We start from the raw sequence: 20758 nt of genomic DNA on the forward strand, positions 1-20758 counted from the left end.
TTAGCATGTGCTAGTACACGAATTACAGAACACCACTGTTACATTTCATTATAGTTTGTTGAACAACATTACAGGTAAAATTGATTTATGACAAATTTCCTGTATTAATGACATATTCAAGCCAATTTTACGAAATAGAGGAATATTTTACTGAGGATTTGTTGAAATAATAACGGAAGAGAAATAATAATTTGATTTATATGAATATTCTTTCATGTGGAAAGGGTAATCCAACTTAGTTATTCTAAAAGAATAATTAAGAAGGGTGGATACATAGTGTGGGCAAAAATCACGAAGGTGAAAAATTACAAAGAGGTCTAGACAATCGGCATATTCAGTTAATCGCACTTGGAGGGGCCATTGGTGTTGGCTTGTTTTATGGTTCAAGTGCAACGATTCAGATGGCTGGTCCGTCCATTTTAATCTCCTACTTAATTGGAGGCTTAGTTATTTTTACTATAATGAGAGCATTGGGCGAAATGGCTGTTGATGAGCCAGTGTCCGGTTCATTTAGTTCTTATGCGAATCGTTATTTAGGCCCGTTTGCGGGTTACTTAACAGGTTGGACCTATTGGTTTATGTGGGTTGTCGTCGGAATGGCAGAAATTACAGTGGTCGGCGTGTATGTAAATTACTGGTTTCCGGATATTCCACAATGGGTGACTGCATTGACTACACTAGTGGTTATTACGATGATAAACCTAACTAGTGTAAAAGCATTTGGAGAGTTTGAATTCTGGTTCGCGCTGATCAAAGTGGTGGCTATTATTGGAATGATTGTGGTTGGATTAGGAATGATCCTCCTAGGTATCGGTAACGGAGGCCAGCCAATCGGTTTTAATAATCTATGGGCACATGGTGGATTTATGCCAAATGGAATGAATGGTATTTTAATGTCATTGGTTCTAGTTATGTTTTCATTTGGCGGGGTGGAACTGGTCGGTATAACGGCAGGGGAAGCGAAAAATCCTCGAAAATCAATTCCATCTGCCATCAACAATGTAGTTTGGAGGATTTTAATTTTTTATATTGCTGCATTAGGAATCATGATGAGTTTATATCCTTGGAATGAAGTGGGAACCAATGGCAGCCCATTTGTATTGATTTTTGATAAAGTTGGAATTCCTGGAGCAGCTCATATCATCAATTTTGTTGTGTTAACTGCAGCATTGTCTGCTTTTAATAGTGGTCTGTTCAGTACAGGCAGAATGCTTTACAATTTATCCCTTCAAAATAACGGTCCGAAATATTTTGGAAAGCTAAATAAGCATTCTACTCCAAGACGCGGAATCCTGTTTTCGTCTTCATTTTTACTAGTGGCGGTATTTTTAAATTATATTGTTCCGGAAAAAGTATTTATGTATATTTCTTCTGTAGCAACCGTTGCAGTTATTACGAGCTGGACCATTATATTGGTCACACAAATCAAGTTCAGACAATCAAAAACAAAAGAAGAAGTAAAAAAGCTAGTATTTAAAATGCCGCTATATCCAGCTTCATCCTATCTAGCCCTTGCTTTCTTAGCAGTAGTCGTCGTTTTAATGGCCTTTATAGAAGAAATGCGAGTCGCATTAATAGTTGCACCAGTTTGGTTTATAGTCCTATATGTCGGTTACCGTTTTAAAAAGTAGTAGTGTCCAGGAAAGGTGTCAGGCACCATGTTTTCACATGGTGCCTGACACCTTTTTTACTTTATCCACCTTTTTTACTATCTCTAAAACAAGACTATGGTCGCGGTTTGAAGTGGACAAGGTTTGAATAACATGTAAGTAATCCTGAAAATTGCCATATTTATTTCGTTTTAGTTGAGGAGGTCAAGAATGATCGAATTTAAGCAGGTAAATAAGTTTTATGGGGATTTTCATGTTTTAAAAGATATTAACCTCACAATCTATCAAGGTGAGGTTGTCGTCGTAATCGGGCCTTCCGGTTCAGGAAAAAGCACCTTGCTCCGGTGCATTAATCAACTCGAGACAATTTCGGGAGGAACACTCACAGTTAATGGTATATCCGTTGGAGAGAAAAAATCAGATATCAATCAATTAAGACGGAATATTGGCATGGTCTTTCAGCACTTTTATTTATATCCGCACAAAACGGTTCTGAAAAATATCACACTTGCTCCAATGAAAGTGCTGAGCAAATCCGAAGAAGAAGCGACAAATACCGCCAGACATTACCTTAATAAGGTAGGGATATTGGAAAAGGCGAATGCGTATCCTTCTCAACTTTCCGGAGGTCAGCAGCAGCGAGTAGCTATCGCTCGCGGCCTCGCCATGAACCCGGAAATTATGCTTTTCGATGAACCCACCTCTGCACTGGACCCCGAAATGATTGGAGAAGTCCTCGATGTAATGAAAGCCCTCGCCAAGGAAGGGATGACGATGGTTGTGGTAACCCATGAAATGGGCTTTGCCAGGGAGGTGGCCGACCGAATCGTCTTTATGGATGAGGGGCGGATATTGGAAGAAGCAGTTCCGGCTGAATTTTATGTAAACCCGCGTGAAGAACGGGCGCGTCTATTTCTCAGCCGTATCTTAAATCATTAATTGGAGGTAAGAGGAAAAATGTTTAAAACAAAAAATTTCATGAAAATGGCGTTAGTAACCACAATGGCGGCCTTGTTTCTCGCTGGCTGCGGTGGGGACAAGGACTCTAAAGGGAGCAGCAAGGATGTCCTTGCTCAGATTAAAGAAGAGAAAAAGATTGTCTTTGGCGTTAAACATGACACTCGTTTGTTTGGCTTAAAAAATCCATCAACTGGTGAGGTCGAAGGGTTTGATATTGATCTATCTAAAGCCCTCGCCGAAGAAATGTTTGGCAAAGATGTGAAGCCTGAGTACGTCGAGGTAACATCGAAAACTAGGGTCGGACTTCTGAATAATGGAAAGGTGGATGCGGTTGTTGCTACGATGACCATTACAGAGGAACGGAAGAAAGAAGTGGATTTCACCGATGTCTATTTTGATGCCGGACAATCCTTGCTGGTGAAAAAAGGAAGTAAGATCCATAGCATCAAAGACTTAAAAAAAGGAACCAAGGTGCTTGCGGTGAAAGGGTCGACCTCGACGATCAATATTCGTGAAAAAGCTCCTGAAACAACGGTCCTTGAATTCGAAAACTATGCGGAAGCTTTTACCGCCCTAAAGGCTGGTAAAGGGGATGCCCTGACAACGGATGATGCCATCCTTTATGGTATGGCCGAAGAAGATCCGTCATATGGGCTAGTTGGAGGAACGTTTACAGAGGAGCCATACGGAATCGCTGTGAAAAAAGGTAATAAAGCACTTGTCGATGAATTGAATAAAGCCTTGAAAAGTCTGAAAGATTCAGGCAAGTACGATGAAATTAAGAATAAATGGATTAAAAATTAAACCATAAACACACAGTTTCTCTTCAGGATGGGTAGAGCCTGCTTTCAAGAGTTTGGTCCTCCTCATCCTGTTTTATGAGGAGGTGAACATTTGCTGGATTTCTCGATACTAACCGATAATCTTGATGCATTTTTACAAGGATTAAAAATAACGATTATCTCGAGCCTAATCGCCCTACTATCCAGTTTCATTTGGGGTACATTGATCGCTGTCCTGCGCATGGCTCCAGTCAAACCCCTTAACTGGCTGGGCACAGCCTATGTTGAATTTATCCGTAATATCCCTGTGCTGGTGATTATCTTTTTCACTTATTTGGCTGGAAACTTTGGAGGGATGGCTGCTGGAACGATCGGTCTGACGATTTATACAGCTGCTTTCATTGCAGAAGCGATTCGTGCTGGAATTATGTCAGTCCCAAAAGGACAAATGGAAGCCGCCCGCTCGACAGGATTGAGTTATGGCCAGGCAATGAGACTGGTGGTTCTTCCTCAAGCTATTAAAATCGTCATCCCTTCACTTGGCAATCAATTTATCAATCTAGTGAAAAATTCATCCTTATTAGCTGTTGTCGCAGGAGGAGATTTAATGTATCAAGGGGATCTAATTTCGGCAAAGACATACGTCACCTTTGATACCTATATTCTAGTTGCTTTATTTTATTTAATTTTAACAATCCCCTTAAGTCTTGGTGTAGGATTTTTAGAAAAACGCATGGCTCGAAGTCATTAAGGAGGTGCAGAGTTGGAATTTCTAGCACCGTTCATTGAAGTATATACCCTGGACCATTTTAAATTTCTACTCGAGGGATTTGCGGTCACTCTAAAGGTTGCAGCCATTTCCATAGTGCTCAGCTTTGTGATTGGCGGTCTCATTGGGACGGTAAGATATGCGCGGATTCCCGTGGTTTCTAAACTATTGGCTCTAGTTGTCGAGACCATTCGTAACCTGCCGTTGCTGCTCATTATTTTCTTTACCTATTTCGCTTTGCCGGAAATTGGACTTGAAATGGAGATATCGACGGCGGCAATTGCGGCTTTGACTGTTTTTGAATCTGCGATGATATCAGAAATTATCCGAGGCGGCTTAAATTCGATTGAAAAAGGCCAGATTGAAGCAGGACGGGCATCTGGATTGACGTACATCCAGACTTTACGGTACATCATCCTGCCGCAGGCGCTTAGAAGGATGGTTCCACCCATCGTAAGTCAATTTATTTCACTGCTCAAAGATACATCGTTAGCTGTCGTCATTGCCTTGCCGGATTTATTACACAACGGACAAATCATATACGCGCAAAAGGGCTCGTATGTGATACCTGTTTTTATCATCATGGCGCTCATGTACTTTATTGTGAATTACGCCTTGTCACTAGTCGCTAGAAAGTTAGAATTAAAGCAATCGTAAGCGATTCGGCTCAGTAATGGGGCCGGATTTTTATTATTTAAAAATAATACTATAGTACTATTTTCGACATATTAGCAAGAAATTTGTCGTATGAAATATATACTATATATTGATAGGAAAATATTGTATAATTCTTCTAGTATAGATAATATTTTCTATAAATCTAGTAAGAAGAGGTGCATGAATGAAGAAAAAAACACTTTTATCTTTACCGGTATCTACCTTTTTGTTAGCATCAACCATCTTCACAGGAACAGGGCATGTGGCAGCGCAAACAGGACCAACAAAGGTCATAACGGGTGAAAATCAGAATAACTCTAGTAAAATCCTTAGAAAGAGCCAAGTGAAGAAAGTAGAGACAAAGATCAACAAAGTTTCTATTAGCCAGAAGACACAAAGTAAACTAGTAACAGAGATTAAGAGGAAATTGCAAAAGGAAGATTCACAGAGTAAAAATAAATACGAATCTGGCGAGTTAATTATTAAATATAAGAAAAAAGTGACTAGTGGGGAAATCAGTACACTTCAAAAGAAGTTTTCACTAAAATCAACGAAAAAATTTAAATCTCTAAATGCAGAGGTTGTAAAAATCCCTGCTGGTCAGAGTACGAGTGAATACATAAATACTCTTAAAAAAGATTCAACGGTTGAATCCGTACAACCAAACTACAAATATTATTCTTCTGACATCAATAACGCTCCTAACTATTATGATCAATTATGGGGCCTGGACAATTCTGGACAGCCTATAAAAGAGATAAATGGATTAAAAGATATAGATGTAGATGCACCTGAAGGATGGAACAAATTTGGTTCATCCCTGCCAGAAGTGGTTGTCGGTGTCATTGATACGGGCGTGGATATCAATCACCCTGACTTAGCAGGGGAAATTTGGACAAACACAAAAGAGTTAAATGGTGCACCAAATGTAGACGATGATCACAATGGTTATATTGACGATATCCATGGGTGGGATTTTTATAATGATGATAACACGGTCTATGATCCACTTGATGGGGATGAACACGGCACACATGTCTCCGGGACGATTGCTGCTGCTCTAGAGGGAACAGACCCTAAAACTACTAATAAAGGAGTTGTGGGTGTCGCTCCAAACGTGAGAATCTTACCGATAAAATTTTTAGGTCCTGATGGGGGAACAACAGCGGATGCCATCGAGGCCATTGCCTATGCGAAAACGATGGGCGTAAAAATAACCAATAACAGCTGGGGCGGGGAAGAATACGACCCATTACTCGAAGAAGCCATCGCAAATAGCGGTACTTTATTTGTCGCCGCTGCAGGGAATGATGGATTGGATAATGATGAGGGCGGAGCATATCCTGCAAGCTTTGAAAGTGCAAATATATTATCGGTTGCTGCAGTCGATAACAAGGGAATCCTAGCTCCCTTCTCCAATTATGGCTACGAATCTGTGGACGTGGCTGCACCTGGCGTGGACATTTTAAGTACAGTCCCTAAATTCCCATTGGATGAACTGACAAAAGCATTGAATATTACTCAGCCAGGCGCATCAGCACAAGTCGCCGGGGACAACTATAAGGCGATCTTTGATGGAATCGGGTACGAAAAAATTTCCGATGCACAAAGGCAGGAAGCTTTTGACAAAGCCTTAAGTTATTTAGAATTGGGGGATACGTCTAGTAAGATTCTTCTTGTCCAGGATGATGAAAGTGATCTGGCAGACATATTTAAGGACGAGCCTGAACTTCGCGCCTTATTTAAAAACTATTTGCCTATTTATCAAAAACTAGCAGCTAATCATACTTCAGTCCAAACGGTTAAGGTTAGTTCTAATTCTTCTCTATCTGATAACCTGAACAGTAGTGACTTATCTGCCTATGATGGGGTCATTTGGTTTACAGGAAACGGTCTAGGTTTCTTCTCTGAGGATGGAACCACTTTAACACCCAAAGATACCGATCTGTTAAAAACATACCTATCTGGTGGCGGAAAATTGCTATTAACTGGACAGAATGCACTTTCTGGTCAAGAGAAATCCCCATTCGTTAAGGATTATTTGCATTTAAATGTTTTTGCGGATATAGGACCAGGTTTGGATGTGGAAGGTTTATCTGGGGGTATCTATGAAAATAGTAAATATGATGTAGATAGATTTGATACGCCTTACTACTTTGCTGATTTTGTAACTTCCAATGATCTAAATAAAACAATCATCAACACGAAATATGTTTCTGATTATACACAGGCATATGATTACTATAGCGGAACGTCTATGGCCGCGCCTCATACAACTGGCACCGCGGCTATGCTGCTTGGATTACGTCCAAGCATGTCACCAGAAATGTTAAAGCTGTATACTAGTACAAAAGGAAAGAACCAAAATGCACTAAAAGGATTTGTGAAAAGTGGGAAACTTGTGAGTACTGTGAATCTTGATCACTTTGATGATAGTGAAACTCCAGGAATTCCGTTGGAAAAAAGCGTTACAAACGACACCCTGAATGCGGTAACAGATAAAAACGATGTGTTCGCATTGTCCTTAAAAGAAGGGGAGGCACTTTCGCTCTCTCTAAATAGCAAAACAGGTACCGATTTTGATTTATATGTGTACGATGAATCAGCCATGAGTATAAATAATACGAATGGAATGGTTGCCTTCTCAGAGAATGTAAATACATCCAATGAATCAATTAAATTTACTGCACCTAAAACAGGAATTTATTTTGTTAATGTTTACGCCTACAAAGGTGCAGGAGACTATAAGTTATACACTGGTAATTTTGGAGGATCATATGAAGATGATTCAAACTCCATGACTTTCTTGGGGGAATGGATGCCTGTATTTAACCCAGAATATTCAGGGGAATCGGCAATGGCTCTAAATACAAAAGGGGAAGTTAACTTCTCTTTTGTGGGATACAGCTTTGAGTGGCAAGGATTTAAAGATCCAACACAAGGGATTGCCGATATTTATATAGACGGTACAAAAATTGCCTCTCCATCGCTTTATGCAAGTGCGTTTAAAGCAAAACAATCAATCTATAAAAAAGACTTTTTATCCTATGGCAGACACACGGTAAAAATTGTCTGGACCGGAAAAAGCGATCCTGCTTCAAGAAAAAGTGCTTCCGGGATTAATCTAGATAAGTTAATCGTGAGTAGTAATCCTGTTACCTTACAAGCGTCGTATGATAGGAACAAGAAAGCTCCTGTTATTTCATGGGGTGCTGTAAAATGGGCACAATCCTACAGCATTTATCGCAAGGAGACCTCCCAAGCAGACTACGTACAAATTGCAAAGTCTGTAGCTGGAGCAAGTTTTACGGATACCACTGCAATGCCAAGAAAATCCTATAACTACAAGGTAGTCATTAATACAAATGATAAAATGGAAACTCCTTTTTCACCGGCTATCTCTTACGTTTACGATGATGATATCAAAGGAAGTTTACCAATGGCAGGTTCCATAAAAGGAAGTTTAAATACGGTAACTAAAGATGTTAATGATGTTTGGTCCAAACGATTAGATCAGGGAAAAACCTATGAAATTACTTTAACGGGACCTTCAGGGACCAATTTTGACCTTTCGTTATTCAATATAGGCACATCTACTATTTATGGTACGTCTGCCATGAAAAAATCAAATGGTACTGCATCCGTTGAAAAAATCGTATTTAAACCAACGAAATCAGGACTGTATTATATCGTCCCCGCTGCTATAAAAGGGTCCGGTCAATATAGCATAACTGTTTCGGTCCAAACAACGAAATCAATTGAAAATACAGTTTCTACTATTAAATATTCAGGTTCTTGGATTAAACCAAAGTATACGAAAGCTTCCGGAGGCACGATTCATCAAACAAAGGGAAATTCTGGATCACTTGAATACTCATTTACTGGAACTGGAATTGCACTTTATGCGTTAAAATATAAGAATATGGGAAAAGCTGATATTTACATTGACGGTGTGAAAGTAAAGCGAATCGACCTGTACTCTGCAAGCCACAAGTACAAAGCGAAAGTTTTTGAGAAGCAAAATCTTGCCAATAAAGCACATAAAATAAAAATTGTAGCAACGGGCAAAAAGGCTAAAGCTGCAAAAAGTGCATATATTAATGTTGATGTATTTAAAGTCACACAGTTTACACCCGTTAAATAATTGAAACAATCCGGCTCAGAATTGAGCCGGATTGTTTTAGTTTGAAAATGTCTTTTAATAAAGAGCGAAAAAAAAAGAAGGTGAATTTCACCTTCTTCATTGATTAGTATATTTAATTTTAGCTTCGCTGAATCGTAGAGGTTGAGAAGTTTTTAACCATTTTTTGTAAGTTTCGATGTCCTTCTCTTAATTTTATTGTTTCTTCGATAATTTTTTGGAAGCCTTCCAAATCCCGATCCGTTGCATTTAATAAAGACTTTGGTAGACCTTCGACGATCTGTTGTAGGGTTAATTCCATATTCAAGCAAAATGACCACCTTTCAACTTATTCGTTAGACATCCGTTTCGTCTTCTTTACTATTTTTGTAATGAGAGGTATTTTTCCTGCTATTACGTTAAAAAACTTATCTACATTAATCCTCAAATTTCATGAAGAAATGGAAAATTCCTTCTTTAAAGGACAAATTAAGACGGTAAATCAAATAGTACAATTCCTATTTGTAGAAAAATATTTGTGTTAAAAGTTTAATTTTGGGTACTATACATAAAACTTTTTAGGTTTGCGATCACATTACATTTGATTAAAAGTTAATTTCAATCGTAACAAAAAAGGCAACTTTTTTTCTTTTATTAAAGGTGACTGACAATTTCTTTAAAAGTCATTAAATACACGCTCAATCGACAAATTATTAAAAATTGTCATTTATAATTGCATTTGTGGAAAGGAGTTGTTAGCCTTCTTTATGAAAAAAATCAAACGAATTTCTGCTCATCAAAAAAGGCAATATTTAATAAATGAACTCATTAGGTTCGGAATTTACAAAAAAAATAATAAACATCTCTATGAATGGACTTTGAGTGAATTAGAAACTGAGTATCAAAATATTGATGCCAGTGAGCTGGAACTTAGCAGCAATCTACAACTGAAGTGATAATAAATACATTATTTGATTTCCGCAAGCAAGAATGTTGTAGAAAGATTTACGATTAACTATAGTGAAAAATATGATAATTAATAATACTTTGGAGGTTTATCATGAAAATCGTGGCAATTGTAGGTAGCTTAAGAAAAGAATCGTATAACATGCATCTAGCAAAAACAATCCAAAGCCGTTACGAGGATAAAATGGAGATTGAAATCGCTGATATCCGTTCTCTCCCATATTTTGACCAGGACGAGGAGAACAACCCACCACAATCTGTAAAGGAATTTAAGGAGGCAATCGCAAGTGCTGATGGGGTTCTGATCATTACTCCAGAATTCAATTGGTCCATTCCTGGTGTGTTAAAGAACGCGTTAGATTGGGCTTCAAGAGTAGACAAGGTTTTCATTGGTAAACCTGTGATGGCATTAGGAGTGACCATGGGCCAGCTCGGAACGGTTCGTGCTCAAATGCACTTACGTGAGATTCTAGCAGCACCTGGTATTCAGGCTAAGATCCTGCCGCCGGGTGGAAATGAAATATTGATTGGCCAAGCGAGTCAGAAGTTTGATGATCAAACAGGTCAGTTGGTGGATGAAGGGACACTTAGTTTCTTAGATAGTAAAGTTGATACGTTTATTGATTTTGTAAAATCGGTCTGAAATGACTGGAGATCACATAAAGCAAAAACCGACCACTCTTTAATCGTGAATGGTCGGTTTTTTAATTAGTTTCAAATAACCTGTTTAAGAGATACTCTTAACGATCTGAGTTAAGCCCACACTAATTGGTGTAGCAGGACGTCCAAGAAGTTTCTCAAAATCGTTGCTCTCCACTGCTAGTGTACCTTCTCGAATGCCTTTTTGGATATCGACAAGAAAAGGAAGCAGGAATTCTGGTACGCCAGCCCCTTTCATAATGTCAGCGTAAGTGGAATCATCGACTTGGTGCACAGGGACTTCTTTACCCAATACAGATCCAACTGCTGATGCCATTTCTTCCTGAGTCAATAACTTGCCAGAAAGTTCGTAAATAGTGTTTTCGTGCCCTTTACCTGATAAGACCACTGCTGCTGCTTCTGCATAATCTTGCTGCAATGCCCAGCCAACTTTTCCTGATCCTGCTGAAGTAACCCAAGGGGCTCCTGCAAGTACGCCCTGAATACTTGAACTTTCATTCTCTAAGTACCAATTGTTCCGTAAGAAAGAATAAGGTATGCCTGTTTTTAATATAGCTTCTTCTGTTGCTTTATGCGTTGGAGCAAGGAAGTTTTTACTTTCTACTGCTTTGGCTAGGCTAGTATAAGCAATAAATTTAACTCCAGCACGCTCTGCTGCAGCAACTGCATTCGTATGCTGTCTAATTCTGGTTTCATTGTCCCCGTCTGCAGAAATAATTAATAGCCGATCAATTCCTGAAAAAGCGGCATCCAATGTGTCTGGGCGGTCAAAATCTCCCTGACGAACCTCTATTCCACGAGCCCGTAATTCTTCTGCTTTCTCTGGGTTACGAACACTTACAGCTAGTTGATTTGCTGGTACATTTTTCAATAATGCCTCGACCACTTTTGTCCCCAATTTACCTGTTGCTCCAGTAACTAATATTTTCATTGATCGTTACCTCCAATTATTTTTAATAGCTTACCTAAAATCAATGTTTACTTGTATCTAATTCAAATACCTGTATTCATAATAGATACATCTAAGATTTTTGTCAACGATTTTATCTACCTTTTTTATTTTTTATGAATTTTAAGGTATAATAAGCTGTAATCAAATTAAATACATGTATTGTGCAATAATTGTGATCAAATAGTAAGAAGGTGAATGAAATGTCAATCAGTACCCGATTTTCCGTGGGTATTCATATATTGGCTCTTATTGAATTAAATAAAGAGGGGACCAGCTCATCGGAGTTTTTAGCAGACAGCGTAAACACGAACCCAACCTTGATAAGAAAAATTATGGGGATGTTAAAAAAAGCTGGGTTAATTGTCGTACAACCGGGTATTGCAGGAGCAAAACTAGCAAAGGAACCATCATATATAACATTGCTTGACGTTTATAAGGCGGTAGACGTAGTCCAGGAAAAAGAATTGTTTAGTGTCCATGAAAACTCACACCCCAATTGCCCTGTGGGAAGGAACATTCAAGATTCTATTACTCCTATATTGACAGCAGCTCAATTAGCAATGGAAAAGGTACTCGGAAATGTAACTATTGAAGACATTGTTAAGGATATTGTTGAAAAAGAAAAATTTAATGTCTAATAAATATAAAATGAACATATCTTCATTTTATAATCTTAAAAACGCCAGCTCATTGAATTATTTCAATGGGCTGGCGTTTTTTCTATCTTGAGAGGATGGTTTGATGGTTGTTATGATTAGGGGGCACCATTGGATAGACGTTTTCTTCTTCCATAATATTAAATTCGATGAGAACGGGTCCGGTCTTCTGAAATGCCTCCAAAATGACTTGCTTGGCTTCTTCTTCAGTCTGGGCGCTAAACCCTGCTACACCATAGGCCTGAGCCAATTGAGCGAAATTCGGTGAACACACTTTAACCTGTGAATAGCGGCGCTGATAAAACAGTTCTTGCCATTGACGCACCATGCCAAGATAGCCATTATTTAGAATGGCGATTTTTAACGGCAGCTGATACTTTACAGCTGTAATCAATTCCTGAAGATTCATCTGAAAGCTGCCATCGCCTGAGACACAAATGACAGGCCTTCCCGGTATAGCAGCCGCAGCACCAATCGCCGCAGGCAGACCGTAGCCCATGGTCCCTAAACCGCCAGATGTAATCAGAGTCCGCGGCCGGGTAAATGCATAATGATGGGCAGTCCATATTTGATGCTGGCCCACATCGGTTACGACTACAGTATCCTTAGTGGAATGGTCACTTAACAGCCGAATAACTGACTGAGGGCTAAGGATACTATTGGATCGATCAAAACGAGGGACCGTCCGTTTCCATTCCATCGCTTCACTGATCCAACTTCCTGCATTTTCATTAATTTTTCGATCATCTAATTGATTCTTCAATTTATTAAGAAACTCTTTGGCATCGCTGACAATCGGTAAATCAACAGAGATGATTTTATTGATTTCAGCAGGGTCGATATCGACATGAATCTTTTTCGACGAGGGTGAAAAGCCACTAATTCTTCCTGTTACCCGGTCACTGAAACGTACCCCGATACTAATTAACAGGTCGCAATGATGGACCGCTTTATTCGCTGCAAATGTCCCATGCATTCCGAGCATCCCTAGGTAAAACGGGTTACTTGCTTCGATGGAACCAATCCCCATAAGCGAGCTGACGACTGGGATACGAGTCAGTTTTACCACCTCTCTTAAGGAATCTGCCCCTCCTGAAGCAATAACCCCGCCCCCAACGAAAATCACTGGCTTTCTAGCCGTTTCAATTAAACGCTTGGCCATTTCGATTGAATTTTCTAAGGATTGCAGTCTAGCTTTTGTTTGAACAAAACGGTGATTCTTTGTTTCATTCAACGAGGTATCTGTAGTGAGTTCAAGTAAAACAGGCCCAGGTCTTCCATCAACAGCAATATTTACGGCATACTTAAGAGCTTTTTGAATACATTCGTTAGGGTTTACTTTTAACGTGTGCTTCAATATTGCCATAGTAAGTCCTGAAATGTTTAATTCCTGAAACGCTTCGCCATTGGTATGAAGGGTTTGATCCTCTATTTGCCCGGCAATGATGACCAACGGAACCGAGTCGCAATAGGCCGTTGCAATTGATATCCAAGTCATTCCTTCACCTGATTTCTATTTTTAAAGAATATTCTAAAATATCAGGACTTATTTGTATGTGAAATAAATCATATTTTCGAATGTTTTAATTAACTCCCAAAAATCTCTTCAACAGCGCAGCGCTTGTACGGAAATCAACAGACAAGTCTAACACAACCTATAAATAAAAGATTATCTAGACGATAATAATGACATAAAGTAAAATTAAAAAATATGTAAGTTTAATAGGAAGATTTAGCGATTGAAATATTCTATTTTTTCCAATAAATATAATTCGATAAAAAATTAAACAGTTAAAAGTCGGTAGGAATTAAGGAGGTCTTATGAAATTTAAAACAAAGCTATATACAAGCATCGGGTCATTACTAGTGCTATTTTTTATCATCGCGGTTATTTTAATGAACATGCTCAAACAAACGACAGTTAATATGAACATTGTTGTAAATGATTTAAATGAAAGAATCGAAATGGCTTCCGAGATTAAATACGAGACTTCGAGAATAGGTCTAGAACTAACCTCGATGTTAACTGTTCGAGGTAATGATACACAATTAGATGCAGCGAATTCTTGGGAAGATTCCCATACCAAATTGCAATCTGCGATAGAATCACTAGAAAAAATGGACAAGCAGGAGAAATCGAAGGAACTGATTGCAAAATTTAAAACCTTGCATGACCAGTATTTATATATGGGTCAACAGGCTTTGACAGCCAAAAAACTAAATCGGGAAATGGAAATTCCGGCTGATTTTTGGAAGGATTCTGAACTGATTAGTCAAAGAATGATTCAAATTGCCGATCTTCTCTATGGATTGCAAGAACAAAAGATGAAAGATGAACTATTAAGATCTAAAGACACATACAACTGGGCTGTCACAATCATATACATTTATCTAGCCATTGCCTTATGTATTGGGATTGTGTTCACGATTTGGATTATTAGAGGTATCACAAATAATCTTAACAAAATAACAGAAGTGATGAAAAGTGCGATCACAAGTGATTTTAGCTCCTTACCCCGAATCAAGATTTCCTCTAAAGGGGAGTTGGCTGAAATCGCCATTTCATTTAATAGAATGGCACATGCACTAGAGGAACAAAGTAAGTTAGAGAAACAATTAAAAGAAGAAGCAGAAGATCAAAGTTGGCTCAATGCGAAAATTGCTGAAATAGCCACCATCTATCCTGAAGTAGAAACTGTTTCTATGTTAGCGGAATTATTAATTACTAAGCTTGTTCCAATGGTGGGAGCAAGTTGCGGAGTTTTCTATGTTAAGGAAGTGGAAGAGAGAGAGCAGTATTTAAAGAAGATATCAGCCTATGCTTCTCTAGATGATAATAAAGATTATATGCGGTTTCGTATTGGAGAGGGACTTATCGGACAATGCGCCCTTGAAAAACGTTCTATTTTACTCACCAATGTTCCAGACCATTACGTAAAAATAGGATCAGGCACAGGAGCAGGATCACCCAAAAATATTATGATTTTACCGATTCAATTTGAAAATGAAGTACAAGCTGTCATGGAAATTGCTTCATTTGAGTCGTTTAGTCCCCTGCAGGTAAAGTTATTGGAAGCAGTTATTCATAATATTGGTATCAAAATAAACAGTATTGTGAGCCATATGAAAGCAGAAAGATTATTGCAAGAATCACAAGCATTGACAGAAGAACTCCAAGCTCAATCAGAAGAACTGCAGTTACAACAAGAGGAATTAAGGACGACGAATGAAAAACTTGAGGAGCAGTATATAGCCTCTGAACAAAAGAACAGGGAAATTGAAAAGGTGAGAGAGGATCTTGAAGAAAAAGCGCAACAATTAGAGCTCAGCTCACAATATAAATCCGAGTTTCTAGCCAATATGTCACACGAGTTAAGAACGCCACTTAATAGTTTACTAATTTTAGCGCAAATACTTGCTGAAAATGGGGATGGAAATCTTACCGTTGAACAGGTGGAGTATATCCGGACGATCTACTCATCTGGTAATGATTTACTTCTATTAATCAATGATGTATTAGATTTGGCGAAAGTGGAGTCAGGAAAATTAGATGTAAATCCAAAAGAGGTAAATCTTCATGATGTTCAAGATTTTATCGAAAGACAATTTGCCCCTCTTGCGATTCAAAAAAATGTACAGTTTTCAATTCAGATGCAACCGAGTTTAGCAGGGACAGTCTATACAGATGAACAACGGTTACAGCAAATTTTAAAAAACCTCCTTTCTAATGCGTTTAAGTTTACTGAACGTGGCAGTGTATCATTAGATATACGGAGGGAAAGAAAAGACGTCAGTGGGGAGCTTATCGAGGGAGGTTCCCGAGAGCAAGCGATGCTTGCTTTCTCCGTTATTGATACAGGCATCGGCATTGATAAAGACAAACAAAAAACGATATTTGATGCCTTTAAACAAGCAGATGGAACGACAAGTCGTCAATATGGCGGGACTGGATTAGGACTTTCCATTAGTCGCGAAATGGCCCAGCTATTAGGTGGATATATAGAGGTAAGTAGTACGAAGGGATATGGAAGCACCTTCACTTTATATTTGCCATTCATTCAAACAAACAGCCATATAGTAGAAAATACTGCTTTTGAAGAAGCCGCCATAAGTCTTTATGAGGATGATTCTCTGAAAGATATAGAAGGCCCAATAAAACAAGAGGGGATTTCTTCTTTGAAAAACAAGAAAATTCTCATTGTAGATGATGATATACGAAATGTGTATGCCTTAACCATCGCGCTTGAGAAGTTTGAAATGGATATCATTGTAGCAGAAAATGGCCGTGAGGGAATTGAAGTATTAAAGGAAAACACAGAAACAGACCTCGTTTTAATGGACATTATGATGCCTGAGATGGATGGGTTTGAAGCAATGCGGCGCATTCGTCAAATGACTGAATTTCAAACCATACCAATCATCGCTCTTACGGCTAAGGCAATGAAACGCAGCCGAGAAGAATGTTTAGAGGCGGGAGCAACGGATTATATCAGTAAGCCGATCAACTTAGACCAGTTATTTTCCTTAATGCAAGTATGGTTGTATAGTAAGGAGGGGTAGAGATTTTGATAAAGAAACCTAATACTCTACAGATGGATACAGATGAGATAGAAAGAATTGAAATCGATTTACTACTTGAAGCCGTATTTCGATTTTATGGTTATGATTTTCGAAACTATGCCTTTCCTTTCATCCAAAGGAGAATTAACCATCGTGTTCGTAAGGAAAATCTGCCTAGTATATCTGCGCTTCAGGAAAAGGTACTTCGTGATCCAGTTGTTATGGGGGAATTGCTTTCAGATTTCTCGATTAATGTAACAGAGATGTTTCGGGATCCTTCATTTTTTAAGACATTCCGAACAAAGATCATCCCGTTAGTAAGGGATTATCCTGAAATTCGAATTTGGCATGTTGGCTGTTCTACAGGAGAAGAGGTCTATTCTATGGCTATTCTTTTGCATGAAGAAGAGATTTACGAAAAAACGAGAATATTTGCTACTGATATTAACAAATGTGTTTTAGAAAAGGCGAAGCAAGGGACCTTTCCATTAGACAGGATGCAGCTCTACACTAAAAATTATATCGAGGCAGACGGGAAAAGGGCCTTTTCGGAATATTATAAGGCAGTAGATGATAAAGTATTTTTCCATCCCTTTTTGCAAAAAAATGTAGTCTTTGCCCAGCATAATTTAGTAACAGACCAATCATTTAACGAGTTTGATATTATTATTTGCCGTAATGTCTTAATCTATTTTAATAAGGATCTTCAAAATCATGTCCACACGTTACTATATAAAAGCCTAAGCCCAGCAGGGTTTCTTGGGTTGGGTATAAGAGAGGGGATAAAATTTACAAGTTATGAACACTGTTACGGAGAATTTGACGGATCAGAAAAACTCTATCGAAAAGTTAACTAGTCCCCATTCTAATAAGGTAAATATATTAATGGTGGATGATCATCCTGAAAATCTATTAGCATTGAAAGCTGTACTTACATCTCCCAATTATCACTTGGTTAGCGCGAATTCAGGTAAAGAAGCGTTAAAGTGTATGCTAAAACAAGATTTTGCTGTTATTTTACTGGATGTACAAATGCCTGGGCTAAATGGTTTTGAAACAGCGAAGCTTATTAAGGCCAGAGAAAAAACCAGACATATTCCCATCATTTTTATAACAGCCATTAGTTTTGATATGGAACATGTGCATGAAGGGTATTCAGTCGGGGCCATCGATTATATTATGAAACCCTTTAATCCCAAAACATTGAAATATAAAATTGAACAATTTGTAAAAATTCATCAAAATCATCAAGAAAATATCGTTCAAACCGATCGAGAACGTATAGTTGAACTGAATGAAATGAATAAAAGGCTAGATAGAACCACCTTAAATTTACGTCGGACAGAGGCATTATCTAAAGCAATTGGTGAAACCATTGTTGATACGATCCTCACGTTTGACGATCAAGGGTTTATATTATCAGTAAATCCTGCTGTAAAAAGCATGTTTGGATACAGTTCTGAGGAATTAATCGGCAGCCATGTAGTGGGGCTTTTTAAAGAGTGGATGGGAACGGGTGTCCAGGCTTCTTCGTTTTCATTCTTCACTTCAATAAAAGAATCTGTAGGAAGAGTGATAGAATCGGTAGCTGTTCGGAAAGATGAAAGCCACTTTTATGCCGATATTCTAATTGGTGAAACCACCATTGAAAAGCAACACCTCTTTGTTTGCAGCATTCGAAATGTCACAGAAAGAAAGCAGATTGAAGAGATTAAGAAACTTCAATTTAATAATATGGAACAAATGGTAGAAAAACGAACGGAAGAACTGTTAAGGGCTAATGAGAGGCTGCAAAATGAGATAGAGGAACGAGAAAGGATTGCCAGCCATCTATACCGTTCCCAAGAAAGATTTCGTAAAATCTTTGAATCTAGTCCCTGTTTAATGGCGATTTTTTCTCAGAAGAATTTAACCTTTATTGAAGTAAATACTAGTTGGTTAAACTTTACAGGTTATAGCATGGAAGAGTTGGAAAATCACAAAATAAATGTTAAGAATTTTATCGATGAATCCACAGGTAAACCTATCAATCTAGATTTGAAAATTCGTAATAAGAAAATTAGCTATAAGACGAAAAACGGCGATATTCGCGACGGACTATTATCGACTGAAATGATTGATATCCATCCTGAACCATGTACACTCATTGTTTTAACAGATATTACAGAAACCGTTCACCTAGAGAAAGAGATGTCTCGCTTAGACCGTTTGAATTTAATCGGTGAGATGGCAGCAGGAATCGCCCATGAAATTAGAAATCCTATGACTACTGTTCAAGGGTTTTTACAATTATCAAGGAATGACAGCGCAAATTTATCAACAGAAATCATTGATTTGATGTTAGAAGAATTAACAAGGGCGAACTCCATTATCACAGAATTTCTTAATCTAGCCAAAAACAAGGTCAGTGTGAAGAAAAAGCAAAACTTAAATACGATCCTTGAAGCATTATCTCCATTAATTCAAGCAGAAGCCTTTCGGGCTAGCAAACATGTTAAGCTGGAGTTAAATCAGTGTCCGGATATATTCATCGATCAGAAAGAAATTCGTCAACTGGTTCTAAATATTGCTCTAAATGGGCTGGATGCCATGTCGTCTAACGGAAAACTTACGATCAAAACATATACAGAAAAACAGACCGTCATTTTAGAAATAAAAGATCAAGGACATGGCATTAGCCCGGAAGTCCTACAAAAATTAGGAACACCTTTCTTTACAACAAAGGAGACAGGAACTGGATTAGGTTTGGCGATCTGCTACAGTGTTGCCAAACGACATCATGCCGAAATAGATATAAAAACCGGGGATGAGGGGACTGTTTTCTCAATCCGCTTTCAACTAAGTGCCAGTCCTAATCAGTGATTGTTTCTTTTCTTATATGAAAAGAGAGGGGAGGATATAGTGTTCAAAAATGGAAGACTAGTATTTCTTGTTGGTATAGTTATTGCTGTCATTATTTTCATGTTTATTTCTAATTCATTTGCAGATAAGAGACCGAGAGTTGTTGTTGTTTTTAAAAATTTAAACTCACAATATTGGGAAATTATGAAAGCAGGAGCAGAAAAAGCGTTCAGTGACTTTGGAATGGATGGGAAAGTCATTGCCCCTGTTAATGAATCTGCTATAGAACAAAGTAGATTATTAGAAAAGACCTATCAAGAAAATCCAGATGTATTGATTGTCTCACCTACTGATTCCACAGTTATACCTATACTGGAAAAGTTTACTGAAAACAAAAAAATACCTGTATTACTAGTAGATAACGATTTTCCATGGGAAAATAAAACATCCTATATCGGAACCAATAACGAAGAATTAGGAAAAAAAGCAGGCGCCCTTTTAGCCTCACAGCTTCAGCCTGGAAATAAAGTGGCCATTATCGGTGGAGATTTGTCCGTCTCCGTATTTAAAGAACGGATCAGTGGAGCAAAAAAAGCTTTAAAAGATGCAGGGATTATTGTAGCGTCTGAAACAGCAGGGATATCCTCTGATTCAAAGAACTTAAAAAAAGAAATGACAAAGATTTTGCGTGAACATCCTGATATTAAGGGGGTCTTTGCAACTAATGACCTCTCTGCATTGCTTGTAATAAAGGAATTGAAGGAACAAGGTGCTATTATTCCAGTCATTGGAGCAGACGGCATACCCGATATGCTGAAGTTAATCAAGGATGGAACAATATCTAGTACAGTGGCCCAAAACCCTTATGATATGGGATATCTGGCCGTTGAAACAGCATTGAAAGTAACAAAAGGTAAAAATGTTAAAAAAGTCGTTGATACCGGTGTAGATATCATCATTAAAGAGAATGCAACACAGAGATTAGACTTCTATAAATTTTTAAAATAAGTAAATGGGTGTCAGGCACCATCCATTTTATGGATGGTGCTTATTTTTTCAAACGAAGTGAAAGCAACTTTCAATTATCACCTAGGGATTTATTACCATTTTAAAGTTGGGACAAAGAATGATTTCGGACGTAAGGACCTATTTCACCTTTGGAACAAAACATATGTTCCTATTTTTAGGATTACATGATAAAATAAAAGAGCAATAGAGTAGGATT

16 protein-coding genes are annotated in these 20758 nt (G+C 38.2%); 13 read left to right on the forward strand and 3 right to left on the reverse strand.

Translation table 11 applies throughout. The features are described 5' to 3' along the window. Positions 1-278: 278 nt before the first annotated feature. The 6 genes from COJ96_RS11470 (at position 279) to COJ96_RS11495 (ending at position 8922) form a co-directional block, all read left to right on the forward strand. Positions 279-1631 (forward strand): amino acid permease, encoded by a 1353-nt coding sequence (locus tag COJ96_RS11470; RefSeq protein ID WP_098573164.1) that lies wholly within the window; start codon positions 279-281, stop codon positions 1629-1631. Positions 1632-1820: 189 nt separating this feature from the next. Next, entirely contained in the window at positions 1821-2549 is a 729-nt protein-coding gene (locus tag COJ96_RS11475; RefSeq protein WP_098573167.1) for an amino acid ABC transporter ATP-binding protein, read from the forward strand. An 18-nt stretch (positions 2550-2567) separates the two neighbouring features. Further along, positions 2568-3374 (forward strand): transporter substrate-binding domain-containing protein, encoded by an 807-nt coding sequence (locus tag COJ96_RS11480; protein ID WP_098573170.1) that lies wholly within the window; start codon positions 2568-2570, stop codon positions 3372-3374. Between the two features lie 90 nt (positions 3375-3464). Beyond that, positions 3465-4103 (forward strand): amino acid ABC transporter permease, encoded by a 639-nt coding sequence (locus COJ96_RS11485; RefSeq protein WP_098573173.1) that lies wholly within the window; start codon positions 3465-3467, stop codon positions 4101-4103. A gap of 12 nt (positions 4104-4115) precedes the next feature. Further along, positions 4116-4778 carry an amino acid ABC transporter permease gene (locus tag COJ96_RS11490; RefSeq protein WP_098573176.1) on the forward strand — a complete coding sequence of 221 codons (663 nt, stop codon included), beginning with the start codon at positions 4116-4118 and terminating at the stop codon, positions 4776-4778. A 184-nt stretch (positions 4779-4962) separates the two neighbouring features. Further along, the gene (locus tag COJ96_RS11495; RefSeq protein ID WP_098573179.1) at positions 4963-8922 is read left to right on the forward strand and encodes a S8 family serine peptidase; all 3960 of its coding nucleotides are present in this window, start codon (positions 4963-4965) and stop codon (positions 8920-8922) included. A gap of 118 nt (positions 8923-9040) precedes the next feature. On the opposite strand, the gene COJ96_RS11500 is transcribed toward COJ96_RS11495, so the two are convergent. Continuing rightward, positions 9041-9226 (reverse strand): hypothetical protein, encoded by a 186-nt coding sequence (locus COJ96_RS11500; protein WP_026565153.1) that lies wholly within the window; start codon positions 9224-9226, stop codon positions 9041-9043. 439 nt (positions 9227-9665) lie between these two features. Between COJ96_RS11500 and COJ96_RS11505 the strand changes: the two genes are divergently transcribed. Both COJ96_RS11505 and COJ96_RS11510 read left to right on the forward strand, forming a co-directional pair. Then, a complete protein-coding gene (locus COJ96_RS11505) occupies positions 9666-9854 on the forward strand; it encodes a Fur-regulated basic protein FbpA (protein WP_098573182.1) in 189 nt (62 codons plus the stop codon). 104 nt (positions 9855-9958) lie between these two features. Then, positions 9959-10507 (forward strand): NADPH-dependent FMN reductase, encoded by a 549-nt coding sequence (locus tag COJ96_RS11510; RefSeq protein WP_098573185.1) that lies wholly within the window; start codon positions 9959-9961, stop codon positions 10505-10507. A gap of 84 nt (positions 10508-10591) precedes the next feature. Here the strand turns inward: COJ96_RS11510 and COJ96_RS11515 are convergent, their stop codons facing one another. Beyond that, positions 10592-11455 carry an SDR family oxidoreductase gene (locus COJ96_RS11515; RefSeq protein ID WP_098573188.1) on the reverse strand — a complete coding sequence of 288 codons (864 nt, stop codon included), beginning with the start codon at positions 11453-11455 and terminating at the stop codon, positions 10592-10594. A 221-nt stretch (positions 11456-11676) separates the two neighbouring features. Between COJ96_RS11515 and COJ96_RS11520 the strand changes: the two genes are divergently transcribed. Beyond that, complete coding sequence (locus COJ96_RS11520; protein WP_098573191.1) at positions 11677-12114, forward strand: Rrf2 family transcriptional regulator; 438 nt, start codon at positions 11677-11679, stop codon at positions 12112-12114. A gap of 82 nt (positions 12115-12196) precedes the next feature. Here the strand turns inward: COJ96_RS11520 and COJ96_RS11525 are convergent, their stop codons facing one another. Continuing rightward, positions 12197-13630, reverse strand: coding sequence for a thiamine pyrophosphate-dependent enzyme (locus COJ96_RS11525; RefSeq protein WP_098573194.1), 1434 nt, complete (start codon positions 13628-13630; stop codon positions 12197-12199). A 323-nt stretch (positions 13631-13953) separates the two neighbouring features. Between COJ96_RS11525 and COJ96_RS11530 the strand changes: the two genes are divergently transcribed. Genes COJ96_RS11530 through COJ96_RS11545 form a run of 4 tightly spaced genes read left to right on the forward strand, consistent with a single transcriptional unit; the run spans position 13954 to position 20541 of the window. After that, on the forward strand, positions 13954-16692 hold the full coding sequence (locus COJ96_RS11530) for a hybrid sensor histidine kinase/response regulator (RefSeq protein WP_098573197.1): 2739 nt from the start codon (positions 13954-13956) through the stop codon (positions 16690-16692). A gap of 32 nt (positions 16693-16724) precedes the next feature. Then, positions 16725-17549: a CheR family methyltransferase gene (locus tag COJ96_RS11535; protein ID WP_098573327.1), complete on the forward strand. Its 825-nt coding sequence runs from the start codon at positions 16725-16727 to the stop codon at positions 17547-17549. Beyond that, on the forward strand, positions 17491-19554 hold the full coding sequence (locus COJ96_RS11540) for a PAS domain S-box protein (protein ID WP_098573201.1): 2064 nt from the start codon (positions 17491-17493) through the stop codon (positions 19552-19554). The genes COJ96_RS11535 and COJ96_RS11540 overlap by 59 nt, the downstream gene beginning before the upstream one ends. A gap of 39 nt (positions 19555-19593) precedes the next feature. Beyond that, a complete protein-coding gene (locus COJ96_RS11545; protein ID WP_098573203.1) occupies positions 19594-20541 on the forward strand; it encodes a sugar ABC transporter substrate-binding protein in 948 nt (315 codons plus the stop codon). The last annotated feature ends 217 nt before the right edge of the window (positions 20542-20758 follow it).

Source organism: Bacillus sp. AFS073361, assembly GCF_002567005.1.
Lineage (GTDB): Bacteria > Bacillota > Bacilli > Bacillales > Cytobacillaceae > Neobacillus.

Excerpts from the sequence above, each read along its gene's own strand:
- COJ96_RS11475 (WP_098573167.1), top strand. The coding sequence starts at position 1,821 with ATGATCGAATTTAAGCAGGTAAATAAGTTTTATGGGGATTTTCATGTT.
- COJ96_RS11480 (WP_098573170.1), top strand. The coding sequence starts at position 2,568 with ATGTTTAAAACAAAAAATTTCATGAAAATGGCGTTAGTAACCACAATG.
- COJ96_RS11495 (WP_098573179.1), top strand. The coding sequence starts at position 4,963 with ATGAAGAAAAAAACACTTTTATCTTTACCGGTATCTACCTTTTTGTTA.
- COJ96_RS11505 (WP_098573182.1), top strand. The coding sequence starts at position 9,666 with ATGAAAAAAATCAAACGAATTTCTGCTCATCAAAAAAGGCAATATTTA.
- COJ96_RS11510 (WP_098573185.1), top strand. The coding sequence starts at position 9,959 with ATGAAAATCGTGGCAATTGTAGGTAGCTTAAGAAAAGAATCGTATAAC.
- COJ96_RS11515 (WP_098573188.1), bottom strand. The coding sequence starts at position 11,455 with ATGAAAATATTAGTTACTGGAGCAACAGGTAAATTGGGGACAAAAGTG.
- COJ96_RS11520 (WP_098573191.1), top strand. The coding sequence starts at position 11,677 with ATGTCAATCAGTACCCGATTTTCCGTGGGTATTCATATATTGGCTCTT.
- COJ96_RS11525 (WP_098573194.1), bottom strand. The coding sequence starts at position 13,630 with ATGACTTGGATATCAATTGCAACGGCCTATTGCGACTCGGTTCCGTTG.
- COJ96_RS11530 (WP_098573197.1), top strand. The coding sequence starts at position 13,954 with ATGAAATTTAAAACAAAGCTATATACAAGCATCGGGTCATTACTAGTG.
- COJ96_RS11535 (WP_098573327.1), top strand. The coding sequence starts at position 16,725 with ATGGATACAGATGAGATAGAAAGAATTGAAATCGATTTACTACTTGAA.
- COJ96_RS11540 (WP_098573201.1), top strand. The coding sequence starts at position 17,491 with ATGAACACTGTTACGGAGAATTTGACGGATCAGAAAAACTCTATCGAA.